Origin of the sequence: Streptomyces sp. NPDC056503 (assembly GCF_042794995.1) — a bacterium.
Classification (GTDB): Bacteria; Actinomycetota; Actinomycetes; order Streptomycetales; family Streptomycetaceae; genus Streptomyces.
The window spans coordinates 41,218-56,766 of record NZ_JBHTST010000018.1 but is presented as its reverse complement, the minus strand read 5'-3'; the positions used below and the strand labels follow the sequence as shown (position 1 = coordinate 56,766).

Annotated in this window: 14 protein-coding genes; 10 read left to right on the top strand and 4 right to left on the bottom strand. The window is 71.9% G+C overall.

Translation table 11 applies throughout. The features are described 5' to 3' along the window. Nucleotides 1–23: 23 nt before the first annotated feature. The 4 genes from ACFQ8C_RS08005 to ACFQ8C_RS07990 all read left to right on the top strand — a co-directional run bounded on the left by ACFQ8C_RS08005 (nucleotide 24) and on the right by ACFQ8C_RS07990 (nucleotide 3,812). Nucleotides 24–641, top strand: a complete 618-nt coding sequence (locus ACFQ8C_RS08005; RefSeq protein ID WP_383453420.1) for a helix-turn-helix domain-containing protein — start codon at nucleotides 24–26, stop codon at nucleotides 639–641. Nucleotides 642–646: 5 nt separating this feature from the next. Next, the gene (locus ACFQ8C_RS08000; RefSeq protein WP_383453418.1) at nucleotides 647–1,912 is read left to right on the top strand and encodes an MFS transporter; all 1,266 of its coding nucleotides are present in this window, start codon (nucleotides 647–649) and stop codon (nucleotides 1,910–1,912) included. Between the two features lie 26 nt (nucleotides 1,913–1,938). After that, the gene (locus tag ACFQ8C_RS07995; protein WP_383453416.1) at nucleotides 1,939–2,775 is read left to right on the top strand and encodes an arylamine N-acetyltransferase; all 837 of its coding nucleotides are present in this window, start codon (nucleotides 1,939–1,941) and stop codon (nucleotides 2,773–2,775) included. Nucleotides 2,776–2,879: 104 nt separating this feature from the next. After that, nucleotides 2,880–3,812, top strand: coding sequence for a YceI family protein (locus ACFQ8C_RS07990; protein WP_383453414.1), 933 nt, complete (start codon nucleotides 2,880–2,882; stop codon nucleotides 3,810–3,812). A 13-nt stretch (nucleotides 3,813–3,825) separates the two neighbouring features. Here ACFQ8C_RS07990 and ACFQ8C_RS07985 read toward each other — a convergent pair whose 3' ends face one another. Continuing rightward, on the bottom strand, nucleotides 3,826–4,068 hold the full coding sequence (locus ACFQ8C_RS07985; protein ID WP_383453412.1) for a hypothetical protein: 243 nt from the start codon (nucleotides 4,066–4,068) through the stop codon (nucleotides 3,826–3,828). 146 nt (nucleotides 4,069–4,214) lie between these two features. Here ACFQ8C_RS07985 and holA point away from each other — a divergent pair, with 146 nt between their 5' ends. After that, nucleotides 4,215–5,207, top strand: a complete 993-nt coding sequence (gene holA, locus ACFQ8C_RS07980) for a DNA polymerase III subunit delta (protein WP_383453410.1) — start codon at nucleotides 4,215–4,217, stop codon at nucleotides 5,205–5,207. Between the two features lie 542 nt (nucleotides 5,208–5,749). Here holA and rpsT read toward each other — a convergent pair. Next, nucleotides 5,750–6,016, bottom strand: a complete 267-nt coding sequence (rpsT, locus tag ACFQ8C_RS07975) for a 30S ribosomal protein S20 (protein ID WP_383453408.1) — start codon at nucleotides 6,014–6,016, stop codon at nucleotides 5,750–5,752. Nucleotides 6,017–6,234: 218 nt separating this feature from the next. Between rpsT and lepA the strand changes: the two genes are divergently transcribed. From lepA to hemW, 3 genes are all read left to right on the top strand, one after another. Beyond that, nucleotides 6,235–8,103, top strand: a complete 1,869-nt coding sequence (lepA, locus tag ACFQ8C_RS07970) for a translation elongation factor 4 (RefSeq protein WP_383453406.1) — start codon at nucleotides 6,235–6,237, stop codon at nucleotides 8,101–8,103. Nucleotides 8,104–8,350: 247 nt separating this feature from the next. Beyond that, complete coding sequence (locus tag ACFQ8C_RS07965) at nucleotides 8,351–10,228, top strand: AMP-dependent synthetase/ligase (RefSeq protein ID WP_383453404.1); 1,878 nt, start codon at nucleotides 8,351–8,353, stop codon at nucleotides 10,226–10,228. A gap of 38 nt (nucleotides 10,229–10,266) precedes the next feature. Then, on the top strand, nucleotides 10,267–11,508 hold the full coding sequence (gene hemW, locus ACFQ8C_RS07960) for a radical SAM family heme chaperone HemW (protein WP_383453402.1): 1,242 nt from the start codon (nucleotides 10,267–10,269) through the stop codon (nucleotides 11,506–11,508). Between the two features lie 121 nt (nucleotides 11,509–11,629). Here the strand turns inward: hemW and ACFQ8C_RS07955 are convergent, their stop codons facing one another. Both ACFQ8C_RS07955 and ACFQ8C_RS07950 read right to left on the bottom strand, forming a co-directional pair. Next, a complete protein-coding gene (locus ACFQ8C_RS07955) occupies nucleotides 11,630–12,436 on the bottom strand; it encodes a DUF3097 domain-containing protein (RefSeq protein ID WP_383453400.1) in 807 nt (268 codons plus the stop codon). A 9-nt stretch (nucleotides 12,437–12,445) separates the two neighbouring features. After that, nucleotides 12,446–13,183 (bottom strand): MBL fold metallo-hydrolase, encoded by a 738-nt coding sequence (locus tag ACFQ8C_RS07950; protein WP_383453399.1) that lies wholly within the window; start codon nucleotides 13,181–13,183, stop codon nucleotides 12,446–12,448. A gap of 138 nt (nucleotides 13,184–13,321) precedes the next feature. Here ACFQ8C_RS07950 and hrcA point away from each other — a divergent pair, with 138 nt between their 5' ends. After that, complete coding sequence (gene hrcA / locus ACFQ8C_RS07945) at nucleotides 13,322–14,341, top strand: heat-inducible transcriptional repressor HrcA (protein WP_383453398.1); 1,020 nt, start codon at nucleotides 13,322–13,324, stop codon at nucleotides 14,339–14,341. Beyond that, nucleotides 14,342–15,481, top strand: a complete 1,140-nt coding sequence (dnaJ, locus tag ACFQ8C_RS07940; RefSeq protein WP_383453396.1) for a molecular chaperone DnaJ — start codon at nucleotides 14,342–14,344, stop codon at nucleotides 15,479–15,481. It abuts the gene before it with no gap. The last annotated feature ends 68 nt before the right edge of the window (nucleotides 15,482–15,549 follow it).

Here is a 15,549-nt window from a genome sequence, read left to right as displayed (position 1 = left end):
CTTTCTATAGATACCTTTAGATCATGACGGAGAACAGCGCGTCGCATCCCGAGGACGAGAAGCGCCACAGCGTCAGGCTGACCGACCCCCGGGCCCTGCGGGCCTACGCGCACCCCCTGCGGATGGCCCTGGTCGGGATGCTGCGCCGACACGGGCCGTTCACCGCCACCCGAGCCGCCGAGCTGACCGGCGAATCGGTGGCCAGCTGCTCGTACCACCTGCGGATACTCGCCAAGTACGGGCTCGTGGAGGAGGCGCCGGGCGGACGGGGCAGGGAGAAGCCGTGGCAGGCCACCGCCCGGTACACCGAATGGCCCGGCTACAGCGAGGACCCCTCGGTCGCCCAGGCGGCCGACGAGCTCAACGTGGCCGTCGCCGAGCGCTACTTCGGGCGGTTCGCCCAGGTCCTGGAGGGCCGGACGGACGTCTCGAAGGAGTGGCGGGAGGCCGAGCTGTTCGGCGACGCCCTGGTGTACCTCACCCCCGGTGAGCTCCACACCCTCGGGGAGCGGATCGACGAGCTGCTCGGGGCCTACGCCGACCGCGAGGACGACCCGGCCACGCGGCCCGCGGGCGCGCAGCCCGTCAGCTTCCTGAAGATCGCCTATCTGGATCCGGACACCGACGACGGCAAGGAATGACAGGGATGAGCCTCACCGCACGGGTTCCGGCGCTGCTGCGCGAGCGGACCTTCCGCCGTTACTGGACGGGGCAGACGGTCTCGCTCGTCGGGGACCAGATCTCCCTGATGGCGCTGCCGCTCGCCGCCGTGCTCGTGCTCGGCGCCGACGCCGCCCAGATGGGGTGGCTCAAGACCCTCGAACTCCTCCCGGCCCTGCTGCTCAACCTCCCCTTCGGGGCCTGGGCCGACCGGCGGGCCGACCGCCGCCGGATCATGATCGCCACGGATCTGGGGCGGGCCGCGCTGCTGCTCACCCTGCCCGTCGCCTACGCCCTCGACCTGCTGACGCTCGACCAGCTCTACCTCGTCGCCTTCGGGGTGGGCGCCCTGTCGGTGCTCTTCGAGGTGTGCAACTCCACGCTGTTCGCCTCCCTCGTCCCGACCGAGCGCTATGTGCAGGCCAACTCGCTGGTGAACGGCAGCCGTTCGATGGCCTGGCTGGCCGGGCCCAGCATCGGCGGCGTACTCGTGCAGGTGCTCACCGCGCCCGTCGCGCTGCTCGCGGACGCCCTCACCTATCTGGTGTCGGCGGGATACCTGGCGAAGCTCCGGACGGCCGAGCCCGCCCCGGCTCCCGTGGCCAAGGGGCACTTCACGGAGGGGATGCGGTGGGTGCTGCGGGAGCCGTCGATGCGCGCGCTCTTCGCGGCCTCCGGCACCGTCCAGTTCTTCAACTACATGTTCCACACCCTCTTCGTGCTCTACGTGACCAAGGACCTCGGGCTCGGCGCGGGCCTGCTCGGCCTGGTGCTCGGCACCGGAGCCGTCGGCGGTCTGCTCGGGGCGGTGTGGAGCGGGGCGGTCGTCCGCCGGATCGGCATCGGCGGCTCCCTCGTCGCGGGCTTCCTCGGCTTCACCCTGCCACTGGTCCTCATACCCGCGGTGGACGGGCCGCTGCCGCTCGTCGTGGGCGTGCTGTTCGCCGCCGAGTTCCTGTCCTGCGCCGGCGTGATGATCGTCGACGTGGCCGCCGGTTCCTTCCAGATGGCACTCATCCCCGAGACCATGCGAGCCAGGGTCATGGGAGCCTTCCGCACCCTCAACCACGGCTTCCGCCCCCTCGGAGCCCTCGCCGGCGGTGTGCTCGGCACCGCGATCGGTCTCCGCCCCACCCTCTGGATCGCCACCGTGGGAGCCGTCTTCGCGGTCCTCTGGCTGCTCCCCTCGCCCCTGCCGCGCATGCGCGAACTGCCGACCCAGGAGCGGGAATCGGCCGCCGCCACCCCGTGACGCCGGTGAACCGGCAGACTGCCCCCATGACCGATCATGAAAAGTCCGGGGGACTGCAGCACGACGCCGTGGAGCGCTACCTGGAGCGCATCGGCGCCGCACGGCCGGACCGGGCGGACGCCGGGGCGCTGCGGGAGCTGCATCTGCGGCATCTGCTGTCCGTGCCCTTCGAGAACCTCTCGATCCACCTCGGGGAGGACATCGTCCTCGACGAGAAGGCCCTCGTCGACAAGGTGGCCGTGGCCCGGCGGGGCGGGTTCTGTTACGAGCTGAACACCTCGTTCGCCGCGCTGCTCCGGGCGCTCGGCTACCGGGCCGAGCTGCTCCAGGCGAGGGTCCTCGGCCCGGACGGGCGGGTGGGGATCCCGTACGACCACATGGCGCTCCTCGTCGAGGACGCGGACGGGGGACGGTGGCTGGCCGACGTGGGCTTCGGGGATCACAGCCACCATCCGCTCGCCTTCGACGAGCGCGGGGAGCAGGCCGACGCCTCCGGGGTCTTCGTGATCCGGGAGGTCCCGGGGACGGACGGGGACCTCGACGTGGTGCGGGACGGCACGCCGCGGTACCGGCTGGAGCCGCGGCCGCGGGTGCTCGCGGACTTCGAGGCCGGCGCCTGGTACCACCGGACCTCGCCGGAGTCGCACTTCACCCGCGGGGTGATCTGCTCGCTGCTCACCGAGGACGGCCGGGCCAGCATCGGCGGCCGGAAGCTGTACCGGACGGTGGCGGGCGAGCGCACGGAGCGGGAGCTCGCCACGGACGAGGAGCTGCGGGAGGCGTACCGGGAGCTGTTCGGCATCGTGCTCGACGAGCTGCCGGTCGTGCGCGCCGCGGGGGAGGACGGCAAGCGGAATCCATAATTCGGACTCGACGGCAACAAGGCCGCGTTTGCCTCGAACACCCCATGGGTGATCGAATGTGAACTCGTTGCATAGTGAACGAGTCGCACGGGGGTGCGTGGAGAATGTTCGGTGGCCTCTTCGGCAAGCGGGGGAACGGCGGCGGCCGGGGCGGTGCGCTCTCCGGGTACGCCGTACCGGCCTCGGCGGGAGTGCTGAGCTGCCGGGTGCTCGACCCCGTGCACGAGCCGCTGCGGCAGGCCGAGTTCGCGCTCACGGACACGGCCGGCCGCAAGGTGCTGGGAGGGGAGACCGACCCGTACGGCACCCTCCTCGCCACCGTCCCGGCGGGCGAGTACCGGCTCGCCGTCACCTCCGACGGGTACACCCCGCACCACACCACCGCCGTGATCGACCAGGGCCTCCACGCGGACCTCGGGGACGTCCTGCTCCAGGTCGCCCCCCAGCCGTCGCTGCCCGAGCCCGGCGACTGGGAGATCGACCCCGCCCACTCCCAGATCGGGTTCACCGCCCGGCACATCGGACTGGCCCGGATCCACGGGCGGTTCAACAGCTTCGCCGGCGCGATACGGATCGCCGAGCGCATGGAGCACTCGGCGATGCACGTCGTCATCGACGCGGCCTCCATCGACACCGGGGTCCAGATGCGCGACGACCACCTGCGCTCCGGTGACTTCCTCGACATCGGCGTGCACCCGACCATCGAGTTCTTCAGCGAGCGCTTCACCCACCGCGGCGGCACCCGCTGGAACGTCACCGGCGCGCTCAGCCTCCACGGCGTGAGCCGTACCGTCACGCTGGACACCCAGTACCTCGGTCTCGGCAGCGGCCTGGAGGGCGAGACCCGGGGCGCCTGCAGGGCCACCACCGAACTCCACCGGGAGGACTTCACCCTCACCTGGCAGACGCTGCTCGCGCGGGGCATCGCGGCGGTCGGCTCCAGCATCGCGATCGACCTGGACGTCCAGATCGTGCCGAAGGCGGCGGGCCGAGGAGAGGGCGGGGCGGAGTCGGCGGGGCGGGGCGGAGCAGGGTGAGGCGGGGCAGGGGCTAAGGAGCCTCCAGCCAGCCCTCGTACTCGGCGGCCAGGTCGTCCAGCGCGGCCGGGTCCAGGCGGCCGTCCGGGTCCTCGACGACCACCAGCCACTGGGCGTCCTCCGCGTCGTCCTCGCCGGCCAGCGCGTCCCGGACCAGTTGCGGCTCCTCGGCCACCCCGAAGCGGCCGGACAGTTCCTCGGAGAGCTCCTCGGCGGCGTCGCGGTCGGGGAGCACCAGTACGTGTCGTTCACTCACCCGGACATTCTCGCTCGGGCGCGGGCCGGGGTGTCGGGCCGGGGCCGTCGGTGGCCTTGGCGGCCGTGGCCGTGGCCGTGGCGGTGGCGGTGGCGGTAGGGCTGTCAGTGGGGCGCTGTCGGTGGGGCGTGGGATGCTGGTTCGCGATGGCCACCAGAAAGACTTCCAGCGACGACCTCCTCGGCCCCGTCACGCTCGCCGTGGGCCAGGAGGACCTGCTCCTCGACCGTGCCGTCCGGGAGGTGGTGGCGGCCGCGCGGGCCGCCGACGCCGACACCGACGTACGGGACCTCACTCCCGACCAGGTCCAGCCGGGGTCCCTCGCCGAGCTCACCAGCCCGTCGCTCTTCGCCGAGCGCAAGGTGCTGATCGTGCGAAACGCGCAGGACCTCTCTGCGGAGAGCGTCAAGGACGTGAAGGGGTACCTCGACTCGCCCGTCGAGGACATCACGCTCGTCCTGCTGCACGCGGGCGGCGCCAAGGGGAAGGGGCTCCTCGACGCGGCGCGGAAGGCGGGGGCGCGGGAGGTGGCCTGCCCCAAGACCACGAAGCCGGCGGAGCGGCTGACCTTCGTGCGGCAGGAGTTCCGCACGCTCGGGCGGTCCGCCACGCCCGAGGCGTGCCAGACGCTCGTCGACGCCATCGGCAGCGACCTGCGGGAGCTGGCCTCCGCCGTGACGCAGCTGACGGCGGACGTCGACGGGACGATCGACGAGGCGGTCGTCGGGCGGTACTACACCGGGCGGGCCGAGGCCTCGTCCTTCAACGTGGCCGACCGGGCCGTGGAGGGACGGGCGGCGGAGGCCCTGGAGGCGTTGCGCTGGTCGCTGTCGACCGGGGTCGCGCCCGTACTCATCACCAGCGCGCTCGCACAGGGCGTGCGGGCCATCGGGAAGCTCTCCTCCGCGAGGGGCGGGCGGCCCGCCGATCTCGCGCGCGAGCTGGGCATGCCGCCGTGGAAGATCGACCGGGTGCGGCAGCAGATGCGGGGCTGGACCCCGGACGGGGTCGCGATGGCCCTGCGGGCCGTCGCGGAGGCGGACGCGGGGGTGAAGGGCGGGGGCGACGATCCCGAGTACGCCCTGGAGAAGGCGGTCGTCGCGGTGGCGCGGGCGGCGAGGTTCCGGCGCGGCGCGTGACGCGTGTGCGGTGTGGTGCGACGCGGTGCGGGCCGATGGGCTGGGCCCCGCCGGCCCCCGTGCCCCGTGTGGGGCACCGCCTTGGAGGCCCCCACCCCACCCCTTCCCGAAACCCTGCCGGGGGCAGAACCCGCACCCCCTGGCGCTGAGCCCATCGGGCCGCGCCCGCGATCGGGCTGCGCCCGCGTTTTTGCTGGGTAGCGGCCTAGAGACCTTCCCGGGGCTGTGCCCCGAGCCCTGTCGGGCTGTGCCCGCTTCCCGGGGCTGTGCCCCGAACCCCGTCGGGCCGCACTCGCCCCCCCCGGGGGGCTGCGCCCGCTCCCCGAGCCGCGCCCCACCCTGCCCATCCACCCCCCCCAGCACGCCAGAAGGCCCCGCTCCCTCCTGGGGAGGAGGGAGCGGGGCCTTTTGGGTGATGCTTGGTGTCCCGCACACGCGTGGCGAACGCGTATCGCGTACGGGGCGGGGTGGCCGGACGGGAGCGGTAGAGGGTCCGCTGGGTCCCGGCGGCCGGGTGGAGCCTTAGATCATGAGATCCGGTCTCAGCCCTGGAGGGAGCCGACCTTGATCGCCAGCGCCGACTTCTTGTTGGCGGCGGCGTTCTTGTGGATGACACCCTTCGAGACAGCCTTGTCGAGCTGACGCGAGGCGGCACGGGCGGCCACGGTGGCCTTCTCGAGGTCGCCGGCGGCGACAGCCTCACGGGCCTTGCGGATCGCGGTCTTGAGCGACGACTTGACGGCCTTGTTGCGCAGGCGCGCCTTCTCGTTGGTCTTGTTCCGCTTGATCTGGGACTTGATGTTCGCCACTGAAAGAGCCTCTACAGGTTCGATGTTTCTTCAGGATGTGCCGCGCAGCTGAGAGGGCACACGAGACACAGCTGTCCACGGTATCAGGCGCCCTCCCGGCCGCCCAAACGAGGTCGCCGAACGGCCGCGGAACGCCCGAACCGGACGCCAGGCCGTGGGCATGGGACGATGGGGGCTACGTATCCGTTCCGAACACCGCCCCGAGACGAGAACCCTGCGTGCCCGCGACTCCTACCAACGTGCCCGAGCCGAGCCGTACCGACCCGGCTCTGATCCGCAACTTCTGCATCATCGCGCACATCGACCACGGCAAGTCCACGCTCGCCGACCGGATGCTCCAGCTGACCGGTGTGGTCGACCAGCGGCAGATGCGCGCCCAGTACCTCGACCGGATGGACATCGAGCGTGAGCGCGGCATCACGATCAAGTCCCAGGCGGTCCGGCTGCCCTGGGCCCCCACCGAGGGGCCGGAGCAGGGGCGTACGCACATCCTCAACATGATCGACACCCCCGGGCACGTCGACTTCACCTACGAGGTGTCGCGGTCGCTGGCGGCCTGCGAGGGCACGATCCTGCTGGTCGACGCGGCCCAGGGCATCGAGGCGCAGACCCTCGCCAACCTCTACCTGGCGATGGAGAACGACCTCACCATCGTCCCGGTCCTCAACAAGATCGACCTGCCGGCCGCCCAGCCGGAGAAGTTCTCCGAGGAGCTGGCGAACCTCATCGGCTGCCAGCCGGAGGACGTCCTCAAGGTCTCCGCGAAGACCGGCATGGGGGTCGAGGCGCTGCTCGACCGCGTGGTGCGGGACGTTCCGGCGCCGGTCGGCGTCGCCGACGCGCCCGCCCGCGCGATGATCTTCGACTCCGTGTACGACTCGTACCGGGGCGTCGTGACGTACGTGCGTGTCGTCGACGGGCAGCTCAACAAGCGCGAGCGCATCAGGATGATGTCGACCGGCGCCACCCACGAGCTGCTCGAGATCGGCGTCTCCTCTCCGGAGATGACGCCGTCCGACGGTCTGGGCGTCGGCGAGGTGGGTTACCTCATCACCGGTGTGAAGGACGTCCGCCAGTCCAAGGTCGGTGACACGATCACCTCCCTGAACAAGGGCGCCACCGAGGCGCTGGGCGGTTACAAGGACCCCAAGCCGATGGTGTTCTCGGGTCTGTACCCGCTGGACGGCTCGGAGTACCCGGACCTCCGCGAGGCCCTGGACAAGCTCCAGCTCAACGACGCCGCGCTGGTCTACGAGCCGGAGACCTCCGCCGCGCTGGGCTTCGGCTTCCGCGTCGGCTTCCTGGGTCTGCTGCACCTCGACGTCATCCGTGAGCGGCTGGAGCGCGAGTTCGGTCTCGACCTCATCGCCACCGCCCCCAACGTGGTCTACCGCGTGGTCATGGAGGACGGCAGCGAGCACACGGTCACCAACCCGAGCGAGTTCCCCGAGGGCAAGATCGACGAGGTGTACGAGCCCGTCGTGCGCGCCACGATCCTCGCCCCCAGCGAGTTCATCGGCGCGATCATGGAGCTCTGCCAGACGCGTCGCGGCACGCTGATCGGCATGGACTACCTCTCCGAGGACCGGGTGGAGATCCGCTACACCCTGCCCCTCGCCGAGATCGTCTTCGACTTCTTCGACCAGCTGAAGTCCAAGACCCGCGGCTACGCCTCCCTCGACTACGAGCCCACCGGCGAGCAGGCCTCCAGCCTGGTCAAGGTCGACATCCTGCTGCACGGCGACAAGGTCGACGCCTTCTCCGCCGTCACCCACAAGGACGCCGCGTACGCGTACGGCGTGCGGCTCGTCGCCAAGCTGCGCGAGCTCATCCCGCGGCAGGCCTTCGAGGTGCCCATCCAGGCCGCCATCGGCTCCCGGGTCATCGCCCGGGAGACCATCCGCGCCATCCGCAAGGACGTCCTCGCCAAGTGCTACGGCGGTGACATCTCCCGTAAGCGGAAGCTGCTGGAGAAGCAGAAGGAAGGCAAGAAGCGCATGAAGATGGTCGGCTCGGTGGAGGTCCCGCAGGAGGCCTTCATCGCCGTCCTGTCGAGCGACGAATCCGGCGGCAAGTCGAAGAAGTAGTCGTCTCGTCGTGTACGAACGGGTCCGCGTGCCTCCGGCGCGCGGACCCGTTCGTTATCCACAGGCCCTTACGCGCCGGACGTCGGCGCTCTAATCTGAAGCCCCCCGCAGGTTACTCGCGAGTTAGTTACGCATCCGTAGCTGCCCGTCGGCAGCTGCCGTTCGTAGCCGCGCATCCGTGGGTGCGCATCCGTAGTTGCACGACCACCGCACCGCCAACAGGCACCGCCGCCGCCCGGAGGACGACGTGAGCGACAACCAGATCCAGATCGACGACCGGCTGCCCTCCGTCGCGGCTCTCTTCCTCGAACGGGTCGAGCGCACACCCGACACGGAGGCCTACCGCTACCCGGTGCCCGCCGCCTCCGGCGCGGGACCGGACGACTGGAAGTCGCTCAGCTGGGTCCAGGCCGCGCAGCGCGTCTACGCCATCGCCGCCGGTCTGATCGACCTCGGGGTCCGGCCGGAGGAGCGCGTCGCCCTCGCCTCCGCCACCCGGGTCGAGTGGATCCTCGCCGACCTCGGCGTGATGTGCGCCGGCGCCGCCACCACCACGATCTACCCGCAGACCAACGTCGAGGAGTCCGCCTTCATCCTCTCGGACTCCGAGTCGAAGGTGCTCATCGCGGAGGACGCCGCCCAGCTCGCCAAGGCCGTCGACCGCCGCGCCGAGCTGCCCGGCCTCCACCACGTCGTGGTCATCGACCCCGAGGGCGCCGACACCTCCGACGAGTGGGTCCTCACCCTCGCCGAGCTGGAGGCGCGCGGAGCGGCGTACCTGGAGAAGCACCCCGAGGCGGTCAGGGAGCGGGTCGCGGCGATCACCCGCGAGCAGCTCGCCACCCTCATCTACACCTCGGGCACCACCGGCCGCCCCAAGGGCGTCCGCCTGCCGCACGACAACTGGTCGTACATGGCCAAGGCGATCGCCGCCACCCGCCTGATCACCCAGGCCGACGTCCAGTACCTGTGGCTGCCGCTCGCCCACGTCTTCGGCAAGGTCCTCACCTCCGGCCAGATCGAGGTCGGCCACGTCACCGCCATCGACGGCCGCGTCGACAAGATCATCGAGAACCTGCCGGTGGTCCAGCCGACCTACATGGCGGCCGTCCCCCGCATCTTCGAGAAGGTCTACAACGGCGTCGCCGGCAAGGCCCGGGCCGGCGGCGGAGCCAAGTACAAGATCTTCCAGTGGGCCGCCGGCGTCGGCCGCGAGTACGCCAAGGCCACTCAGGACAACTTCCGCCGCACCGGCACCGCCTCCGCGCCCTTCGGTCTCACCGCCAAGCACAAGGTCGCCGACGCCCTCGTCTTCTCCAAGATCCGCGGGGCCTTCGGCGGCCGGCTGCGCGCCTGCATCTCCGGCTCCGCCGCGCTCGCCCCCGAGATCGGCTACTTCTTCGCCGGCGCCGGCGTCCACATCCTGGAGGGGTACGGCCTGACGGAGTCCTCCGCCGCCTCCTTCGTCAACCCCGGCGAGGCCTACCGCACCGGCACCGTCGGCAAGCCGCTCCCCGGCACCGAGGTCCGCATCGCCGACGACGGCGAGATCCTGCTCCGCGGCCCCGGCATCATGGAGGGCTACCACGGCCTTCCCGAGAAGACCGCCGAGGTCCTGGAGGCCGACGGCTGGTTCCACACCGGCGACATCGGCGAGCTCTCCGCCGACGGCTACCTGCGGATCACCGACCGCAAGAAGGACCTCATCAAGACCTCCGGCGGCAAGTACATCGCCCCGGCCGAGGTCGAGGGCCAGTTCAAGGCCGTCTGTCCGTTCGTCTCCAACATCCTCGTCCACGGTGCCGACCGGAACTACTGCACCGCCCTCATCGCGCTGGACGAGCCCGCCCTCCTCGGCTGGGCCGCCGAGCACGGCCTGGGCGGGAAGACCTACGCCGAGGTCGTCGCCGCCCCGGAGACCGTCAAGCTCGTCCAGGGCTACGTCGACCGGCTCAACGAGGGCCTCCAGCGCTGGCAGACGATCAAGAAGTTCCGCCTCCTGCCCCGCGACCTCGACATCGAGCACGGCGAGCTCACGCCGTCCCTGAAGCTGAAGCGCCCGGTCGTCGAGCGCGAGTACAAGGGGCTCATCGAGGACATGTACGAGGGGTCGCGCGAGGCCTGACCGGGCGCGCCCGCCGCCACCCCGGGCAGTACGGGACAATGGACCCCATGCCTTCCGTACTGCCCGATGGTGAGCCCGTGCCCGAGGACGGGGCGCTGCCCCCGCGTGCCCTTCAGGGGGCGGGGGAGCGGCCGCTCGGGTTCTATCTGCACGTCCCGTACTGCGCCACGCGGTGCGGCTACTGCGACTTCAACACGTACACCGCGAGCGAGCTGCGCGGTGCCGGCGGCGTGCTCGCATCCCGGGACAACTACGCGGGGCAGGTCGTCGAGGAGGTCCGGCTCGCGCGGAAGGTGCTCGGGGACGATCCGCGGCCGGTGCGGACGGTCTTCGTCGGGGGCGGTACGCCCACGCTGCTGGCCGCCGGGGACCTCGTGCGGATGCTGGCGGCGATCCGGGACGAGTTCGGGCTCGCGGACGACGCCGAGGTCACGACGGAGGCGAACCCGGAGTCCGTGAACCCGGAGTACCTCGCCGAGCTGCGGGCCGGGGGGTTCAACCGGATCTCCTTCGGGATGCAGAGCGCCCGGCCGCACGTCCTGAAGATCCTCGACCGGACCCACACGCCGGGGCGGCCCGAGGAGTGCGTCGCCGAGGCGCGGGCGGCCGGCTTCGCGCACGTGAACCTCGACCTGATCTACGGGACCCCCGGGGAGACCGACGACGACTGGCGAGCCTCGCTGGACGCGGCGATCGGGGCCGGGCCCGACCACGTGAGCGCGTACGCCCTGATCGTCGAGGAGGGGACGCAGCTGGCGCGGCGGATCCGGCGCGGCGAGGTGCCGATGACCGACGACGACGTGCACGCGGACCGGTACCTGATCGCCGACGAGGCCTTCGAGAAGGCCGGGTTCTCCTGGTACGAGGTGTCCAACTGGGCGACCTCCGAGTCCGGGCGGTGCCTGCACAACGAGCTGTACTGGCGCGGCGCCGACTGGTGGGGGGCGGGCCCCGGCGCCCACTCGCACGTGGGCGGGGTGCGCTGGTGGAACGTCAAGCATCCGGGGGCGTACGCGGCGGCGCTCGGTTCCGGGAAGTCTCCCGGGGCCGGGCGGGAGGTGCTGGCCGAGGAGGACCGGCGGGTCGAGCGGATCCTCCTGGAGCTGCGGCTCCGGGAGGGGGTCGAGCTGTCGCTCCTCAAGCCCGCCGGGCTGGCGGCCGCCGGGCGGGCCTTGGCCGACGGACTGCTGGAGGCCGGGCCTTACGCGGCCGGGCGGGCCGTCCTGACGCTGCGGGGGCGGCTCCTGGCCGACGCGGTGGTGCGGGACCTGGTGGACTGAGGGCGCGGCGGCCAGGACGCGGCCGTGTGCGGCGTCCCGCCGTGCCCGCCCTCCCCCGAGGACTTCGTCCCGGGGGTGTTCCCGGCCCCGGCGGAACGCGTGCCGCCCACCGCGCGGTGGGCTAGCCCACCGTCACGAAGTCGATGAGCTCCTCCACGCGGCCCAGGAGTTCCGGTTCCAGGTCCTTGTAGGACGTGACCCGCTTCAGGATGGCCTGCCAGACGGCGCCCGTGTTGTCGGAGGGCCAGCCCAGGGCCCGGCAGGTGCCGGTCTTCCAGTCCTGGTCCCGGGGGATCCGCGGCCAGGAGGGGATGCCGAGGACGGACGGCTTCACCGCCTGCCAGATGTCGACGTAGGGGTGGCCCACCACCAGGACGTCCGCCGAGGCGACCTCGGCGGCGACGCGGGACTCCTTGGAGCCGGGCACCAGGTGGTCGACCAGGACGCCCAGGCGGGCGTCCGGGCCGGGGGCGAAGTCGGCGACGATCCGCGGGAGGTGGTCGACGCCCTCCAGGTACTCCACCACCACGCCCTCGACGCGCAGGTCGTCGCCCCACACCCGCTCGACCAGCTCGGCGTCGTGGCGGCCCTCGACGTAGATGCGGCTCGCGCGGGCCACCCGGGCCCGCGCGCCGGGCACGGCGACCGAGCCGGAGGCCGTACGGGCGGGGCGGGACGGGCCGGCGGACACCGGGCGCACCAGGGTCACCACGCGGCCCTCCAGGAGGAAGCCGCGCGGGTCGAGCGGGAAGACCCGGTGCTTGCCGAAGCGGTCCTCCAGCGTCACCGTGCCCGCCTCACAGCGGATCACCGCGCCGCAGAAGCCCGTGGAGACCTCCTCGACCACCAGGTCCGGCTCGGCCGGGACCTCCGGGGCGGGGGCCTGCTTCTTCCAGGCGGGCGTCAGGTCAGGGTCGTAGCTGCGCATTCGGGGACGCTACGACACCCCGAAGCGGCGTGCCAGCTCATCGCGCTGGCGTCGGACGAACTCCGCGTCCACGACGGCGCCGTGGCCGGGGACGTAGAGGGCGTCCTCGCCGCCGAGGGCCAGGAGGCGGTCGAGGGCGTCGGGCCAGCGGGCGCCGATCGCGTCGGGGCCGGCCTGGGGTTCGCCGGACTCCTCGACGAGGTCGCCGCAGAAGACGGTCTCGCGCTCGCCGGGGACGAAGACGGCGAGGTCGTGGGTGGAGTGGGCGGGGCCCAGGTTGGCCAGGAGGACCTGGCGGCCGCCCAGGTCCAGGGTCCACTCGCCGGTGACCGTGTGGCGCGGGGCCACCAGGGCCTCCACCGCCTCCGCGGCGGCCCGCTCGTCGACCCCCTGGCGCACGGCGTCCCCGTACAGCTCCTCGCGGGTCCGGGCGGAGCCGAGGAGCTCGTCCATGCCGACCGCGCCGAAGACCTCCGCTCCGGCGAAGGCGGCGGTGCCGAGGACGTGGTCGAAGTGGGGGTGGCCGAGTGCGATGTGCGTCACGCGCCGGCCGCCGGTGATCGCCTCCGCCTGGGCCCGGATCCCGGCGCCCTCGGCGAGCGTGGAGCCCGTGTCGTAGAGCAGTACGGCCTTGTCCCCCACGACCAGTCCGGTGGTGGCGTCCCAGCCGGGGAGCCTGCGCCGGCCCACTCCGGACGCGAGCCGTTCCCACCCCTGGGCCGCCCAGACCGCCTGTTCGATGTCCATGCGATCGACGCTAGCGGATCCGCCTCCTTGCCAGGAGCGACCGACCCGGCCGTACACTGGCCGGGGGTTTCCTGGCACTCGGGCAGGGCGAGTGCCAAAAGCGGAGCAACCGGAACGGCTGGAGCGGGAGGTGTGCGCGTGCTGAGCGAACGCAGACTCGAGGTGCTGCGCGCCATCGTCCAGGATTACGTCGGGACGGAGGAGCCGGTGGGTTCCAAGGCGCTCACCGAGCGCCACAAGCTCGGCGTGTCGCCCGCCACCGTGCGCAACGACATGGCGGTGCTGGAGGAGGAGGGGTACATCGCCCAGCCCCACACCAGCGCCGGCCGGATCCCCACCGACAAGGGGTACCGCCTCTTCGTGGACCGGCTGGCCGGCGTCAAGCCGCTGTCGACCCCCGAGCGGCGCGCCATCCACAACTTCCTCGACGGTGCCGTCGACCTGGACGACGTCGTGGGCCGGACGGTGCGGCTGCTCGCGCAGCTGACCCGTCAGGTCGCCGTCGTCCAGTACCCGTCGCTGACCCGCTCCTCGATCCGTCACGTCGAGCTGCTGTCGCTGGCCCCGGCCCGGCTGATGCTCGTCCTGATCACGGACACCGGACGGGTCGAGCAGCGGGTGATCGACTGTCCCACGCCCTTCGGCGAGACCTCCCTCGCCGACCTGCGGGCCCGGCTCAACAGCCGGGTCGGCGGCCGCCGCTTCGCGGACGTGCCGCAGCTGGTGCAGGACCTCCCCGAGTCCTTCGAGGAGCCCGAGGACCGCGCCACGGTCTCGACCGTGCTCGCGACCCTCCTCGAAACGCTCGTGGAGGAGCACGAGGAGCGGCTGATGATCGGCGGCACCGCCAATCTCACCCGCTTCGGACACGACTTCCCGCTGACGATCAGGCCCGTCCTGGAAGCCCTGGAGGAGCAGGTCGTGCTCCTCAAGCTGCTCGGCGAGGTCAAGGAATCGGGCATGACCGTACGCATCGGGCACGAGAACGCCTACGAGGGACTGAACTCCACGTCCGTCGTCTCGGTCGGCTACGGTTCGGGCGGCGAGGCAGTCGCCAAACTCGGCGTGGTCGGACCGACCCGCATGGACTACCCCGGAACGATGGGAGCGGTACGCGCAGTGGCACGTTACGTCGGACAGATCCTGGCGGAGTCGTAAGTGGCCACGGACTACTACGCCGTGCTCGGCGTGCGCCGCGACGCTTCCCAGGACGAGATCAAGAAGGCCTTCCGGCGCCTCGCCCGCGAGCTTCACCCGGACGTCAATCCGGACCCGAAGACGCAGGAGCGGTTCAAGGAGATCAACGCCGCCTACGAGGTCCTCTCGGACCCGCAGAAGAAGCAGGTCTACGACCTGGGCGGCGACCCGCTCTCCTCCTCGGGCGGCATGGGCGGCGGAGGCGGCTTCGGAGCCGGCGGCTTCGGCAACTTCTCCGACATCATGGACGCCTTCTTCGGCACGGCCGGGCAGCGCGGACCGCGCTCGCGGACCCGCCGCGGCCAGGACGCCATGATCCGTCTGGAGATCGACCTCAACGAGGCGGCCTTCGGCACCACCAAGGACCTCCAGGTCGACACGGCCGTCGTCTGCACCACCTGTTCGGGTGAGGGTGCCGCCCCCGGCACCGCCGCGCAGACCTGCGACATGTGCCACGGCCGCGGCGAGGTCTCCCAGGTCACCCGGTCGTTCCTCGGCCAGGTCATGACCTCCCGGCCCTGCCCCCAGTGCCAGGGCTTCGGCACCGTCGTCCCGACCCCGTGCCCCGAGTGCGCGGGCGACGGCCGGGTCCGGTCCCGCCGCACGCTGACGGTGAAGATCCCGGCCGGCGTCGACAACGGCACCCGGATCCAGCTCGCGGGCGAGGGCGAGGTCGGCCCCGGCGGCGGCCCCGCCGGCGACCTGTACGTCGAGATCCAGGAGACCCCGCACGAGGTCTTCCAGCGGCGCGGCGACGACCTGCACTGCACGGTCACCCTGCCCATGACGGCGGCCGCGCTCGGCACCAAGGTGCAGCTCCAGACGCTCGACGGCCTGGAGGAGATCGACATCCGCCCGGGCACGCAGTCGGGCCAGTCGGTCCCGCTGCACGGCCGGGGCATCACCCACCTGCGGGGCAACGGCCGGGGCGACCTGATCGTCCACGTCGAGGTCCAGACCCCGGGCAAGCTCGACCCCGAGCAGGAGCGCCTCCTGCGCGAACTGGCCAAGCTGCGCGGCGAGGAGCGGCCCACGGGCCAGTTCCAGCCCGGGCAGCAGGGGCTGTTCTCGCGGCTGAAGGACGCGTTCAACGGGCGCTGACCGGCTGGGGCCGTTCTCGCGGCCGAAGGACGCGTCCGACGGCGCCGAGTCCTCGGCGACATGACCGG